General features: G+C 44.8%; 12 protein-coding genes. 11 read left to right on the top strand and 1 reads right to left on the bottom strand.

Going from position 1 to position 14,100, the window contains the following annotated elements:
- Positions 1-559, top strand: a 559-nt coding sequence (locus tag AB5170_RS11705) for a tetratricopeptide repeat protein (RefSeq protein ID WP_368365067.1), incomplete at its 5' end; no start/stop codon positions are given.
- Between the two features lie 103 nt (positions 560-662).
- Here AB5170_RS11705 and AB5170_RS11700 read toward each other — a convergent pair.
- The gene (locus tag AB5170_RS11700; protein ID WP_173773967.1) at positions 663-1,547 is read right to left on the bottom strand and encodes a transglutaminase domain-containing protein; all 885 of its coding nucleotides are present in this window, start codon (positions 1,545-1,547) and stop codon (positions 663-665) included.
- A 338-nt stretch (positions 1,548-1,885) separates the two neighbouring features.
- Here AB5170_RS11700 and hflX point away from each other — a divergent pair, with 338 nt between their 5' ends.
- From hflX to AB5170_RS11650, 10 genes are all read left to right on the top strand, one after another.
- Positions 1,886-3,121 carry a GTPase HflX gene (hflX, locus tag AB5170_RS11695; RefSeq protein ID WP_368361383.1) on the top strand — a complete coding sequence of 412 codons (1,236 nt, stop codon included), beginning with the start codon at positions 1,886-1,888 and terminating at the stop codon, positions 3,119-3,121.
- Positions 3,122-3,299: 178 nt separating this feature from the next.
- A complete protein-coding gene (locus AB5170_RS11690) occupies positions 3,300-4,331 on the top strand; it encodes a M42 family metallopeptidase (RefSeq protein ID WP_173769358.1) in 1,032 nt (343 codons plus the stop codon).
- 103 nt (positions 4,332-4,434) lie between these two features.
- Positions 4,435-5,103 (top strand): response regulator transcription factor, encoded by a 669-nt coding sequence (locus AB5170_RS11685; protein WP_118578126.1) that lies wholly within the window; start codon positions 4,435-4,437, stop codon positions 5,101-5,103.
- Positions 5,100-6,083, top strand: a complete 984-nt coding sequence (locus AB5170_RS11680) for a sensor histidine kinase (protein WP_173769357.1) — start codon at positions 5,100-5,102, stop codon at positions 6,081-6,083. The genes AB5170_RS11685 and AB5170_RS11680 overlap by 4 nt, the downstream gene beginning before the upstream one ends.
- 113 nt (positions 6,084-6,196) lie before the next feature.
- A complete protein-coding gene (locus tag AB5170_RS11675) occupies positions 6,197-7,267 on the top strand; it encodes a PTS transporter subunit IIC (RefSeq protein ID WP_173769356.1) in 1,071 nt (356 codons plus the stop codon).
- Between the two features lie 89 nt (positions 7,268-7,356).
- The gene (locus tag AB5170_RS11670) at positions 7,357-7,488 is read left to right on the top strand and encodes a FeoB-associated Cys-rich membrane protein (protein ID WP_148461082.1); all 132 of its coding nucleotides are present in this window, start codon (positions 7,357-7,359) and stop codon (positions 7,486-7,488) included.
- 233 nt (positions 7,489-7,721) lie between these two features.
- Positions 7,722-8,384, top strand: coding sequence for a hypothetical protein (locus tag AB5170_RS11665; protein ID WP_294432596.1), 663 nt, complete (start codon positions 7,722-7,724; stop codon positions 8,382-8,384).
- 348 nt (positions 8,385-8,732) lie between these two features.
- Positions 8,733-11,258, top strand: coding sequence for a glycyl radical protein (locus AB5170_RS11660; RefSeq protein ID WP_173716020.1), 2,526 nt, complete (start codon positions 8,733-8,735; stop codon positions 11,256-11,258).
- 173 nt (positions 11,259-11,431) lie between these two features.
- Positions 11,432-12,223 carry a glycyl-radical enzyme activating protein gene (locus tag AB5170_RS11655; protein WP_173716021.1) on the top strand — a complete coding sequence of 264 codons (792 nt, stop codon included), beginning with the start codon at positions 11,432-11,434 and terminating at the stop codon, positions 12,221-12,223.
- Positions 12,224-12,586: 363 nt separating this feature from the next.
- A complete protein-coding gene (locus AB5170_RS11650) occupies positions 12,587-14,098 on the top strand; it encodes a 4Fe-4S dicluster domain-containing protein (RefSeq protein ID WP_148461086.1) in 1,512 nt (503 codons plus the stop codon).
- Positions 14,099-14,100 lie beyond the last annotated feature (2 nt).

Raw genomic sequence — 14,100 nt, 5'->3', positions numbered from 1 at the left:
GGATAAGGACATGGAAGCGGATGGAACCAGGTATCTGGAGGCTGTTTTGTCCACAGAGGCAAAGGGAGCAGAGGATCTTTGCAGCCGGGGAAGAATCTATTACTATATGGGAGATTATACCAATGCCCAGAAAGAGCTGACAGATGCTTCCAATCAGGGAAGTACAGAGGCACTTCTGGTTCTTGGAATGGTCTATGGCGCTCAGTCAGATTACGCAAATGCCCGGGCAATGTACCAGCAGTACATCAATCAGAAGCTGGATGATACGTCCGGGGATCAGACACAGACTGCCGCACAGGGATACAATGGACTGGCAGTGTGCGATATGGCAGAAGGAAATTATGATTCTGCTTTGGAAAATATCAGCAGCGGAATTTCCATTGCTTCCGATGATGAAATGCAGAGCTTGTTATTTAATGAAATTGTAGCTTATGAGAAAAAACTGGATTTTTCCACAGCGCAGGAGAAAGCTGTATCTTATGTCGGAATGTATCCGGAGGATGAAGAAGCTGCGAAAGAGCTTGATTTCCTGAAATCCAGGACTGGAAGTAATGAATAGGAAACAGAGTAAGCTTCTGAAGTTATTTTTATAATTATAAAAAGGATTTGAAATCTGAGGCAATATTGAATGCCTGATTTCAAATCCTTTTTTGGTGATACGCTCAGACCTTTTTTACATAAAGGCGGTTGCCCCGGTACATAGGGCGACCGTTCACGCCACTGAGATCGTAGGACATTGCAAAGTAGGAATCCACGCTGCTTACAAGCGCCCAGTCAGGATCATAGACCTTTCCACCAATTTCAGCCCAGCCGTGACCGCCGGAGCAGATTACATAAACTTTTTTCATGCCTACAGCGTTTGCGAGGTAGGCGAAAGCTGCTGCATAGGAAACACAGTCACCTCGTCCGCCGCGGAAAAACATATCTTCGGCGAAATCCTTTTCCCAGTCCTGTGTATTTCTGAATTCACGCCAGCAATAGTAGGTGTACTGCTTCTTGACGTAATCAAAGCTGGCACGGAGGCGCTGCATTTTGTTCATTCCTGGTCTGCTGATCTTTTCTACAATCTTGTTCGCTTCTGTCATTAGCTTCAGCTTGCGCAGGTTAGAACCGGATTTGCTGGCACGTCCGGAAGCATCAAGGGCGATACCATTTATAGTGGTGGAGGTCAGCATGTATGCGCCGGTGGTTCCTGTGCTGATACGGAAAAAGTAGTAATTATTTTTGATTTTTTTCCAGCCGTAGCGCTGAATTCCATTTTTGTCAAAAAAGTAATAGCGGGATCCGATTTTGACTTTGCCTTTGACTTTCTTGCCGCGAGCATTGTAATAGTAGTGGCGGCCCTTGATGGTCTTCCAGGTACCAGAAGAGGAACTGGAAGCTTGTCCCTTACCGGAATGGGTCTTCTTATTGGTGACAGTGAAAGAAGATTTCGCAGTTTGGGAAACAGATGTCCGGGCAGCTGCCTGGGTGGGAAGAGTACCTGTCAGGAGCGTACAGGACAGGCAAAGGCATGCTGCAAAAGTTTTGAGATTTTTCTTTTTCATAGGTTCCTCCTTTTTTGGTCTTTTACTATTATTATATACTATATGAGATCTGAACTGTAGTTGTTGTTTTCAGATCTGAAATATGTTACTGTTCACTCCGTTCACAGTAACGCGCTTCGCGATGCACAGAAATCATGCATTCGCATGATTTCGCGCCGCAATTCTCGGGTTTTCTGTGAACTTTGTTCACAAAAAACGCCTCGCGGAACGTTACCAGTGAACAGTAACTGAAATATACCTCTCCCAAAAGGAATGGGTTTGTGTTATACTCTAACAGATGATTTTCAGATAGAAAAGTAACTGAAAGTTAGTTTATGGATGATCCGGAAGGAGGATTTATGGAATATATTGAAGAAATACAGGAGCAGGTGATTCTGGTTGGCGTTCAGCTGGACGAGAACGACAATGTGAAAGAATCTCTGGATGAACTGGAGGAGCTTGCAGATACTGCCGGAGCCCAGGCAGTGGGAAAAATTATCCAGAACCGTGAGACTGTACATCCTGGAACTTATATTGGAAAAGGAAAGATCGAGGAGGTACGTGCTCTTATGCTGGCCACGGATGCTACAGGAATCATCTGTGACGATGAACTTTCCCCGGCACAGATGAACAATCTGGAGCATGAGCTGGAATGTAAGGTAATGGACAGAACTCTTCTGATCCTTGACATTTTTGCAAAACATGCCACTACCAGCGAGGGAAAGATTCAGGTTGAGCTTGCACAGCTCCGTTACAGAGCATCCAGACTGGTAGGACTAGGTGCGTCTTTGTCCAGACTTGGAGGAGGAATCGGAACCAGAGGTCCTGGAGAGAAGAAGCTGGAGAGCGACCGACGTCTGATCCGAAAGAGGATCACAGCGCTGAAGGAAGAGCTTTCTCAGGTAGAGAAGCACAGAGAGCTGCTCCGTACCGGACGTACCCGGGGAAAGATGAAGACTGCGGCGATCGTGGGATATACCAATGCGGGAAAATCCACTTTACTGAATACTCTGACAGGCGCAGGGGTTCTTTCCGAGGACAAGCTTTTTGCAACTCTGGATCCGACTACGCGTGCTCTGACGCTGGATGACGGACAGCAGATCCTGCTTACCGATACGGTTGGATTTATCCGTAAGCTGCCGCACAATCTGGTTGAGGCGTTTAAGAGTACGCTGGAGGAAGCCAGGTACGCGGATTACATCATTCATGTGGTGGATTGCTCCAATCCCCAGGCTGTACAGCAGATGGAAGTGGTTTACGACACTTTGCAGGAGCTGGGAGTTCAGGGGAAAAAGACCATTACGTTGTTTAATAAGGTGGATATGGGAGCGGCTATCCGTATGCGCGACAGCAATGCAGACCACACTTTGAAGGTATCTGCGAAAACAGGGGAAGGTCTTGAGGATTTAAAGGCACTTCTGGGGAAAATTCTTTCCGAAGAGCAGATTTATGTGGAAAAGCTTTTTACCTATCAGGAGGCTGGCAAGATCCAGCTGATCCGGGAATATGGCCAGCTGCTTTCGGAGGAGTACACAGATACTGGAATTCTGGTGAAAGCCAGAGTGCCACAGGAAATTCATGGGAAGCTTATGTGACGCAGCCAGACCTGTGGAATTGGAAAAAAGTATGGGCTATAAAGTTATCACATTTGAGGATAATAAGTAAATATAATGTTATCGCTTAAAAGTAATTTCTGTGAAGCGCATTGCTATACAAAAAGTGAAGAACGATAGATGATAAGATTAAAATTCGTAAGAAACAGGAGAGAATATCATGGGAAAATACACAGATTTTGTTATGAAAACAGCACAGGATCTGCTTGCAGTGCCAAGCCCAAGCGGCTTCACATACATGGCAGCCGAATTTGTGAAAAAAGAATTTGAGAATCTTGGCTATAAGCCTCAGATTACCCAGAAGGGCGCTGTGCTCGTAAAGCTTGGAGGAAAAGACGATAAGAATGCAGTGGTTCTGGCAGCTCACATGGATACTCTTGGCGGAATGGTCTGCCAGATCATGGACAACGGACATCTGAAACTGACTAATATCGGCGGTATGAATCCAAACAATGCAGAGGCTGAGAATTGTAAGGTTTATACAAAGTCCGGCAAAGTATATGATGCAACTTTCCAGCTGGAGAATGCGTCTGTTCATGTAAACGGCGAGTATAGCGATACCAAACGTACTTATGAGACGATGGAGGCCATTCTTGATGAGCCGGTGAAGAATAAAGAGGATGTGAAAAAACTTGGAATCATGACAGGCGATTTTGTCTGCTTTGATCCAAGGACAGTTGTGACTGAGAGCGGATACATCAAGAGCCGTTTCCTTGATGATAAATTCAGCACTGCCATTCTTCTCGGCTATGCTAAATATCTGAAAGAGAAAGAAATTCAGACAGAGCGTACCATTTATGTACTGATCACTTCTTATGAGGAAGTGGGACATGGTGGATGTGCCGCTATCCCAGATGGAGTGACAGAGATGATCTCCGTAGATATGGGATGTGTTGGAAAAGGCCTGGAATGTGATGAAACCATGGTTTCAATCTGCGCTAAGGACAGTATGGGACCATATGATTACCAGGTGGTTTCCGGTCTGATCAAGGCTGCACAGGAGAATGACATTGCGTTTGCTGTGGATGTGTATCCTCATTATGGCTCTGATGTGGATGCGGCACTGAAAGCAGGCTATGATATGAAGCATGGTCTGATCGGACCGGGAGTTTACGCATCTCATGGATACGAGCGGTCACACAGGGATGGAGCGAAGAATACACTGAAATTACTGAAGGCATATTTAGGATAAAAGTCCTGCGCGGTAGCGCTAAAGGCGCGGAACAATCGACTTTCATTTGGGGTGATGTCTGCGCAGGCAGACATGTCCGTTTAGAAGAAAAAATTGATTAAAAATGTATAAAATCTTAATAATAGAAGATGACGAAATTATTGTACAGATAGTAAAGCGACATTTGGAATCCTGGGGATATGAGGTCTTTCAGATCGAAGATTTCACTCATGTGATTCAGGAGTTTGTGCAAAAAGATCCACAGCTGGTGCTGCTGGATTTGAAACTGCCGTTTTTTAACGGTTTTCATTGGTGTGAGGAAATCCGCAAAATTTCACAGGTACCAGTGATGTTTCTGTCTTCAGCGGCTGACAATATGAATATGGTAATGGCCATGAGCCGGGGTGCAGATGATTTTATCGCGAAACCTTTTGATCTGGATGTGTTAACTGCGAAGGTGCAGGCTGTGCTTCGCAGAACCTATGCCTTTGGTCAGAACAACAGTCTTCTGGAAAGGGGCGGCGTAGTGCTGAATCCTGGAAATGGGACGATTTCAGTGGATGGAAAGCTTGCAGACCTGACGAAAAACGAATTGAAGATATTGCAGATACTATTTGAACATCAGGGGCATGTTGTATCCAGAGAGTCGATTATGACAAAACTGTGGGAGAGCGACAGCTTTGTGGATGACAATACTTTGACAGTAAACATCACAAGAATCCGTCGGAAGCTGGAAGGTCTGGGTGTAGAGAACTTCATTATCACCAAAAAAGGCCTGGGGTACATGGTATGATTAAATATCTGAAAACCAGATGGAAAACAGGTGTTTTGGCTTTACTTATGGTAGCGGTAACGGCTGGAATCCTTTTTCTGTATGATATTCCGCTGGAGCCTGTAGGTTATGTGGCGGTTTTTGAAATGCTGCTGACAGGCCTGGGGCTTATGTGGGATTACCATAAATACCGGAAAAAGCAGGAAAGTCTGCTTTACATAAGAGACTGCGGCAATTTTTCAGAAGAATATCTGGAGGCTCCGGAGAATGAAAATGAGGCTATTTACCGGGAAATCTGCCGTAGTCTGGATGAGAAGAGAATAGAGGCTGAAAATCAGAGAAGTGCTTTTGGTACAGAATTGACAGACTTTTATACGCTGTGGGTCCACCAGATCAAAACACCTATTGCTGCAGCAAGATTGCTTCTTCAGGAAGAGAAGCCCAGACCTCAGGAGATTCAGAATGAGCTTTTTAAGGTGGAGCAGTATGTGGAGATGGTGCTGGGGTATCTTCGAACGGAGGATATGGCTTCAGACATCCGCTTTGAGGAAGTGGATATGGATTCTCTGATTCGTGAGCAGATTCACAAATTTGCCAGAATATTTATTGGGAAAAAGCTTTCTCTGGAGTATCAAGAGGTATCGGAAACGGTGCTTACAGATGAAAAATGGCTTGGCTTTGTGTTGGGACAAATTTTATCAAATGCACTGAAATACACAAAAAAAGGAAAAATATCCATCTATATGAGCAAATCCAGGCCGCATACGTTGGTGATCGAAGATACTGGAATCGGAATCCGTGCCGAAGATTTGCCCCGGGTTTTTGAAAAGGGGTTTACTGGCTATAATGGACGTGAAGAGAACAGGTCTACTGGAATTGGACTTTATCTTTGCGGAAAGATTATGAAAAGGCTGGATCACGGAATCAGGATAGAGTCGGAGCTTGGAAAAGGGACGAAGGTATTTCTGGAACTGGGAAGGAAGAAGATGGATCTATATTAGAGCGTGTTCGGAAAAAACAATCTCGCAGTCAGCATGCCCCACTTTTCGGTGTATTTTGCAGATTGCAAGATTAATTTTTTACATGCTTTAGATGGTGGGGACAAGGAGAGAGTATGAAAGCGATAAAGAAGGTTTTAAACAATATTTTTATTGATGGTTTAAGCGGAATGGCTTTGGGGTTGTTTTCTACTTTGATCATCGGAACTATTTTGAAACAGATCGGTGATTTGATGGGCGGTACATATGGCACTTATTTAAGTGCATTTGCAGTGGTTGCCCAGAGGCTTACAGGTGCCGGAATCGGCATCGGTGTTGCGTATAAATTCCGGGAATCTACTTATGTGCTGTTGTCGGCTGCGGCAGCAGGAATGATCGGGGCTTATGCATCAAACCTTATTGCAGGAACCCTGTTGTCTGATACAGGGGCATTAGTGTTATCCGGTCCTGGCGAGCCTCTTGGAGCATTTGTGGCTGCATATGTGGGAATTACGATTGGGAGGCTGGTTGCCGGAAAAACAAAACTGGATCTTCTTATTACACCAGCAATCACCATCCTTTCCGGTGGTGCTGTAGGGATACTGGTAGGACCGGGAGTATCAAGCTTCATGATATGGCTTGGCAACCTGGTAAACTGGGGAACTGAGCAGCAGCCAATCCTGATGGGAATTGTGGTTTCTGTCATCATGGGAATGGTACTGACTTTGCCAATTAGTTCTGCTGCTCTTGGAATTATTCTGGGGCTGAATGGCGTGGCAGCGGGTGCGGCAACGATCGGATGCTGCTGTCAGATGATTGGATTTGCAGTGACAAGTTTTAAGGATAATGGTGTGGGCGGTCTTTTTGCCCAGGGAATCGGAACCTCCATGCTGCAGATCCCTAATATTATGAAGCGTCCGCTGATCTGGCTGCCTCCTACACTGGCATCTGCTATTTTAGGCCCAATTGCCATTATCGGGCCTTTCCATATGACAAACAATGCGACAGGCTCCGGAATGGGAACCTCAGGTCTGGTTGGACAGATCATGACTTACCAGACTATGGTGGCAACAGAATCACCGGTGCTGGTAATTCTGAAAATTGTATTGTTCCACTTCCTGCTTCCGGGACTGTTATCCTATGTGATTTACCGCGGAATGCGAAATATGGGATATATTAAAGACGGACAGATGAAGCTGAATGTGTAAGGAATATAAAATAAATATTGACATCTAATGAATGTTAGAATATACTAACAACATAAAGGAGCTTATAGGTAATCTGAAAGGAGTATCATATGGGAACAGTAGTTGTAGGTGCTATCGTAGTCGTAATAGCAGGTCTGGCAGTGAGAAGCATTGTGAAGGATAAAAAAAGCGGAAAAGGCTGCAATGGTAATTGTGGAAGCTGCGGCGGACACTGCCACTAAGATGTGAATGAGGCACTGGTATTTTACATAGCTGGTAAATAAGAAGATGAGGAAACTGCTGTATTGGAGAAATCTGATATGGCAGTTTTTTTATTGATAAAAAACAGAATGTGACAAACCCGCGAAAGAATTGCGCACACATTTTGGCACAGATTGTAAATGGGTATAAACTGTTATAAAATCAAAAATGTATATATATTGTATTCTGTAATGTCTATATCATGAAGGGAGTGTTGAAAATGAAAAAGTCACTAAAAAAAATAATAACGGTTGTTCTGACATTTGCTATGATGTTTACAATGACCGTACCTGCTTACGCAAAAGAGGCATTTAAAATTTCTGTCAAGGAAAATGCAACTATTTATTCTTCTAAAACTATGGAAAATCGCAGATGCTACAATCCGGATGAACGTATTGCCTACATTGGAAAAAGAAAAGTTGCTGTGAGATCCAGTAATACTAAAGTTGCAACTGTAAAGATAAAGGATAATGCTATTTGGGCTACGCCCAAAAAGGCTGGTACAACAACCATTACTGTGAAAACCGGACAGGAAACTTACAAATGTACATTTACCGTGTATAAATATGTAAATCCTGTTTCTTCTGCAATGGTGGGGAAGACCACAATTAAAGGAACTGCCTTTAAAAAGAATGCAATTTATAATCTGCGTTATTCTAAATATAAAAATAAGAGTATCGCATTTAAATTTAATCTGAAAAAAGGTTGGAAACTCAGAGGAGGAATTGCATATGCAAGAAGCAACTGGGGTGCAACGAAGATGTCGCCAAATGGCAGCAAAATAAAAGTTGCAGGGGGATCTGGATTTCTTGCTGTTGCACATGTTGAAAATATCAAGACGGGGCAGATGGAAAGAATACATATATATTTCAAATAAATTGATAACGTTCAAAGCATGACACTGAACCACGATATAATTTGTGGGAAGATATAATTTGAAAAGCGTTTTCCGAAATCAAAATATGAAAATCGGAAAACGCTTTTTGTTTAACCTGGTATCTTAATAAAAACAACGAAAAACCACAAAAATCAACCAAAAACACCAACCAAAGCAACAAAAACAGTGTTGAATTATGTTGACACCGCATAGCAAATGACGTATAATGAGCATAGAAAACTATGTCATGGAACAACGGACATTTATGTTGCCGACAGAGAGAATATTGTGTTTTGGAGATACAGAATATTATTTCATATGTCGGGACATCCATGAGAAAGGAGAACCATGGAAAAATACAATTCAAGTGAGATTCCGAAATCTTCCAGAATTACCCGCCTGGTAGATCATCTCTATGCCAAGATGCCGGAGATCGAATCTTACAGAGCGAAGCTGATCACAGAGTCCTATAAGGAGACGGAAGACCAGCCGATCATTACCAGAAGAGCGAAAGCTTTTTCCCACATTTTACATAATATTCCGATCATCATCCGTGATGAGGAACTGATCGTGGGAAGTAACTCCATTGCACCGAGAGGATGCCAGACATTCCCGGAATTCTCATTCCAGTGGCTGGAAGACGAGCTGGATACGGTTGCCACCAGAACTGCTGATCCATTCTATATTTCAGAGCAGGCCAAAGCAGATCTTCGCGAGGTACACAAATACTGGAAAGGCAAGACTACCAGTGAGCTCGCCACAGCATATATGGCACCGGAAGCAATCCGTGCCATCGATCACAACATTTTTACACCAGGAAATTATTTCTACAATGGTGTAGGACACGTTACAGTAAAGTATTGGGAAGTTCTTGAAATCGGATACGAAGGCATTATGGCGAAAGCACAGGCTGAGCTGGATAAATGCAATGTGGGGGATGGAGATTACGCAGAGCGTTCCCGTTTCCTGGAAGCAGTTATCATGAGCTGCCAGGCAGTGATTGATTATGCAGACAGATATGCAAAGCTTGCCCTTGAAATGGCAGAGAAATGTACAGACCCACAGCGTAAAGCAGAGCTTCTTGTGATTGCATCCAATTGCAGCAAGGTTCCGGCGAAGGGAGCTACCAATTTCTGGGAGGCGTGTCAGTCCTTCTGGTTTGTGCAGCAGCTTCTCCAGATGGAGTCTAGCGGACATTCCATTTCCCCAGGACGTTTCGACCAGTATATGTATCCTTATTATAAGAAGGATATTGAGAGCGGCGCGATTACCAGAACAGCAGCCCAGGAGCTTCTTGATTGCATCTGGGTAAAATTAAATGACCTGAATAAAGTCCGTGATGCTGCTTCCGCAGAAGGCTTCGCAGGCTACAGTCTGTTCCAGAACCTGATCGTAGGAGGTCAGGATAAAGATGGCAATGATGTGACCAATGACCTTTCCTTTATGTGTATTGAGGCATCCATGCATGTACATCTTCCGGCTCCGTCCCTTTCCATCCGTGTATGGAATGGTTCCCCTCATGACCTTCTGATCAAGGCAGCAGAGCTTACCAGAACGGGTATCGGACTTCCGGCTTATTATAACGACGAGGTAATCATCCCGGCACTGCAGAACAGAGGACTTTCCCTTGTAGATGCCCGTGAGTATAATATCATCGGCTGCGTAGAGCCACAGAAAGCAGGTAAGACAGAGGGGTGGCATGATGCAGCATTCTTTAATATGTGCCGTCCGCTGGAGCTTGTATTTGCCAATGGTATGGATCAGGGCGAGATGGTCGGAATTCCTACCGGCGATGTAACCCAGATGGCTACATTTGATGAATTCTATGATGCATACAAGAAACAGATGGAGTACTGCATTTCCCTTCTTGTAAATGCAGATAATGCCATTGACGTGGCTCATGCAAAGCGTTGTCCGCTTCCATTCCTTTCCAGTATGATCGATGACTGTATCAAACGTGGAAAGACCGTACAGGAAGGCGGCGCAGTTTATAACTTTACCGGTCCCCAGGGCTTTGGTATTGCAAACATGGCAGATTCCCTGTATGCAATTCGTCAGCTGGTCTATGAAGAGAAGAAGTTTACGATGGAGGAGCTGAAGGAAGCTCTTGCATGGAACTATGGCAAAGGCCTGGATGAGCAGTCTGTGAAAGAGATCACAACCGGCATCTTAAGAGAGATGACCGAGAGCGGTGCCAAGGTTGATGCGGATACTGCAGCAGCTGTCCTGAAATCTGTTATGAATGCCCAGATGGCACCTGAGAAGATGGCAAGATACCAGGAAATCCACGATATGATCGCAGAAGTTCCGAAATTCGGAAATGATATTCCGGAAGTGGACTACTTCGCAAGAGATGTGGCTTACACATATACAAGACCGCTTCAGAACTTTAAGAACCCACGTGGTGGACAGTACCAGGCAGGACTTTATCCGGTTTCTGCAAACGTACCCCTTGGCGGACAGACTGGTGCTACACCAGATGGAAGATATGCACATACTCCGGTTGCAGATGGTGTTTCCCCATCCGCAGGCAAGGATGTGAACGGACCTACTGCAGCAGCAAGCTCTGTTGCGAAACTGGATCACTTTATCGTATCCAATGGTACTTTGTTCAATCAGAAATTCCATCCGTCAGCATTGTCTGGACGTGAGGGTCTTGAGAAGTTCGTTGCATTGATCCGATCCTACTTCGATCAGAAGGGAATGCATATGCAGTTTAACGTTGTAAGCAGAGAGACACTGCTGGATGCACAGGCACATCCGGAGAACTATAAGCATCTGGTTGTACGTGTGGCTGGTTACAGTGCACTGTTTACCACACTTTCCAAATCTCTGCAGGATGACATTATCAGAAGAACTGAGCAGGGATTCTAAAAAGAAAGTCAGCAGACTCTTATGCAGGAGAGTTATAATTGCCCCATAGCTCACTTCTTAGCGAGATGATAAGTGTGGCTGTGAATGGGAACTTTCTGCGAAAAATATAAATGGAATTGCTGGTGGCTTCGTTAAGAGAAGTCTGCTGGCACTTCCGTATAATGGAGAAATCTATGGAATATTTAGACACTACAGGACGTATTTTCGACGTCCAGCGCTATTCCATCCATGACGGTCCTGGAATCCGTACCATTGTGTTTTTGAAAGGCTGTGTGCTCAGATGTCAGTGGTGCTGCAATCCGGAATCCCAGGAATATAAGATCCAGACAATGAAAACTCCAGACGGTGTGAAGACCATGGGACGAGACGTAACGGTCCGCGAGATGATCGAACTGGTAGAGAAGGATCGCCCATACTACTACCGTTCCGGCGGCGGAATGACACTTTCCGGCGGCGAATGTCTCTGTCAGCCGGAATTTGCCCGTGACCTTCTTCGCGCAGCGAAAGAGCGTGGAATTAATACAGCTATCGAGAGTATGGCTTGTGTTCCCTGGAAAAATATAGAGATGGTACTGCCTTATCTGGATACTTACCTGATGGATATCAAGCATACCAATCAGGAGAAGCATAAGCAGTTTACAGGCAAGCCCAATGGACTGGCTCTGGAGAACGCCAGAAAGGTAGCTCTTTCTGGCCAGACCAATCTGGTGATTCGTGTACCTGTTGTTCCAACGTTCAATGACAGTGTGGAGGAAATCAAGTCTATTGCTTCCTTTGCATCTACATTGCCAGGTGTGAAGAAGATTCACCTTCTTCCATATCACCGTCTGGGACAGGATAAGTACGACTGGCTTGGAAGAGAATACAAGCTGCCGGAGATACTTCCTCCAGAACCGGAGCATATGGAACTTTTAAAAAAAGCAGTGCATTCCGTCTGTGATCTGGATTGCCAGATAGGTGGATGAAATACTATTTTATGTGAAAATTTTGAAGAAAGACATTGTGTGGAGAAATCTGTACAGTGTCTTTTTTTGCGTGCATTTCTTATTTAATGTGTTGGGAGGGTGAAAAGTTCTTCAGGAGGGACACATTTGAACAACTTTCAACACACTAAAAGAAAGCCTTTTTCATACATGCTCCAGGAAAAGAAATTGGAAAAAGATTTGCTTAAATTATAATTTTTTTGTATGATAGGTGGTATAATAAATACTTGATGAATTTATATCAACTATTTAAAAAAGCGGAGAAAGAAAACTTTATAAAGACAGTTAGATTGATTGCGGTAAAATCTGGCTGGTGCAAAATACTACAGCATAAGGAGAAAAAGAATGAGAGGACTATACTCATCAAAGACAAAAATCAGACACCAGATTTTTACTGAAATTGCCCGGCTTGCCTATGAGGGCGACATTGAGAAAGAGATGGATGATCTTCCGTACAAAATTCTTCCAGGAGAGATTGCAACATATCGTGACAGTATTTTTCTGGAGAGAGCTATCGTAGGAGAGAGACTGCGTGTGGCAATGGGACTGCCTCTTCGAAACATTTCCGAGCATGCGCCAATTTCCAAGGGCGTAGAAGCCAGCTTGATCGAAGAGAAATATTATGAGCCGCCCCTTATCAATATTATTAAATTCGCCTGCAACTCCTGTCCGGAGAAGCGTGTGATTGTCACAGAGGGCTGCCAGGGCTGTCTGGAACATCCTTGTCAGGAGGTCTGTCCCAAGCAGGCTATCCACATGGAAAACGGGCGGTCTGTGATCGATCAGGAGAAATGCATCAAATGTGGAAAGTGTCTGGAATCCTGTCCATATAATGCCATTATCAAGCAGGAGCGTCCGTGTGCCAAGGCCTGTGGAATGAATGCCATCCATTCAGACGAGTATGGCAGAGCAGAGATCGACTATGACAAGTGTGTTTCCTGTGGAATGTGCCTGGTAAGCTGTCCGTTCAGTGCCATTGTAGATAAGGGACAGATTTATCAGACCATTATGGCATTAAAAAGTGATACACCAGTTTATGCCATTGTAGCGCCGGCTGTGGCAGGTCAGTTTGAACCGGAATTGAAGAATACCCAGCTTCGGGGAGCTTTTAAGGCGCTTGGATTTACGGATATTAAGGAAGTGGCTGTGGGTGCAGATCTTTGCACCATTGAGGAGGCTAAGGACTTCATGAAGGAAGTGCCGGAGAAAATTCCGTTTATGGGAACCTCCTGTTGCCCGGCATGGTCTGTTATGGCAAAAAAGACGGTTCCACAGCTTGCCAACTGCATTTCCATGGCGCTTACTCCCATGGTACTGACTGCCAGACTTCTGAAGCAGGAAGAGCCAGACTGCAAGATCGTGTTTGTAGGACCATGTGCAGCCAAGAAGCTGGAGGCAAGCCGTAAGTCGGTTCGAAGCTATGTGGACTTCGTTCTCACCTTTGAAGAGGTGAAAGGCATGTTTGATGCCAAGGATGTTGATTTTGCCAGCCTTCCGGAGGAAGAGCCTCTTACCCAGGCCAGTAGTGACGGTCGTGGCTTTGCTGTTAGCGGCGGTGTGGCAGCCGCAGTTGTGAAAGCTGTAAAGCGTATGGATCCGGATCGCGAGGTGAAGGTAGTCAGTGCTAACGGACTTCAGGAGTGTAAAAAGATGCTGATGGCAGCCAAAGCAGGGAAATACAACGGATATCTGCTGGAAGGCATGGCGTGTCCTGGCGGCTGCATAGCAGGTGCCGGAACGGTGCAGACTGTAAAGAAGGCGGGAGTGGCACTGGAGAAGATGAAGAAGGAAGCGTCTTTTGAAGAATGTATGGATACTTCATTTGGCGGGGAACTGGAGAAACTGGAAGAGCTGTAAAA

Origin of the sequence: Ruminococcus sp. RTP21484sp1_RTP21281st1_A8_RTP21281_210402 (assembly GCF_040914025.1) — a bacterium.
Lineage (GTDB): Bacteria > Bacillota > Clostridia > Lachnospirales > Lachnospiraceae > Blautia_A > Blautia_A faecis.
This window is presented reverse-complemented; position numbering and strand designations above follow the sequence as displayed.

Excerpts from the sequence above, each read along its gene's own strand:
- AB5170_RS11680 (WP_173769357.1), top strand. The coding sequence starts at position 5,100 with ATGATTAAATATCTGAAAACCAGATGGAAAACAGGTGTTTTGGCTTTA.
- AB5170_RS11655 (WP_173716021.1), top strand. The coding sequence starts at position 11,432 with ATGGAATATTTAGACACTACAGGACGTATTTTCGACGTCCAGCGCTAT.
- AB5170_RS11690 (WP_173769358.1), top strand. The coding sequence starts at position 3,300 with ATGGGAAAATACACAGATTTTGTTATGAAAACAGCACAGGATCTGCTT.
- AB5170_RS11700 (WP_173773967.1), bottom strand. The coding sequence starts at position 1,547 with ATGAAAAAGAAAAATCTCAAAACTTTTGCAGCATGCCTTTGCCTGTCC.
- AB5170_RS11660 (WP_173716020.1), top strand. The coding sequence starts at position 8,733 with ATGGAAAAATACAATTCAAGTGAGATTCCGAAATCTTCCAGAATTACC.
- AB5170_RS11675 (WP_173769356.1), top strand. The coding sequence starts at position 6,197 with ATGAAAGCGATAAAGAAGGTTTTAAACAATATTTTTATTGATGGTTTA.
- AB5170_RS11685 (WP_118578126.1), top strand. The coding sequence starts at position 4,435 with ATGTATAAAATCTTAATAATAGAAGATGACGAAATTATTGTACAGATA.
- hflX (WP_368361383.1), top strand. The coding sequence starts at position 1,886 with ATGGAATATATTGAAGAAATACAGGAGCAGGTGATTCTGGTTGGCGTT.
- AB5170_RS11670 (WP_148461082.1), top strand. The coding sequence starts at position 7,357 with ATGGGAACAGTAGTTGTAGGTGCTATCGTAGTCGTAATAGCAGGTCTG.
- AB5170_RS11650 (WP_148461086.1), top strand. The coding sequence starts at position 12,587 with ATGAGAGGACTATACTCATCAAAGACAAAAATCAGACACCAGATTTTT.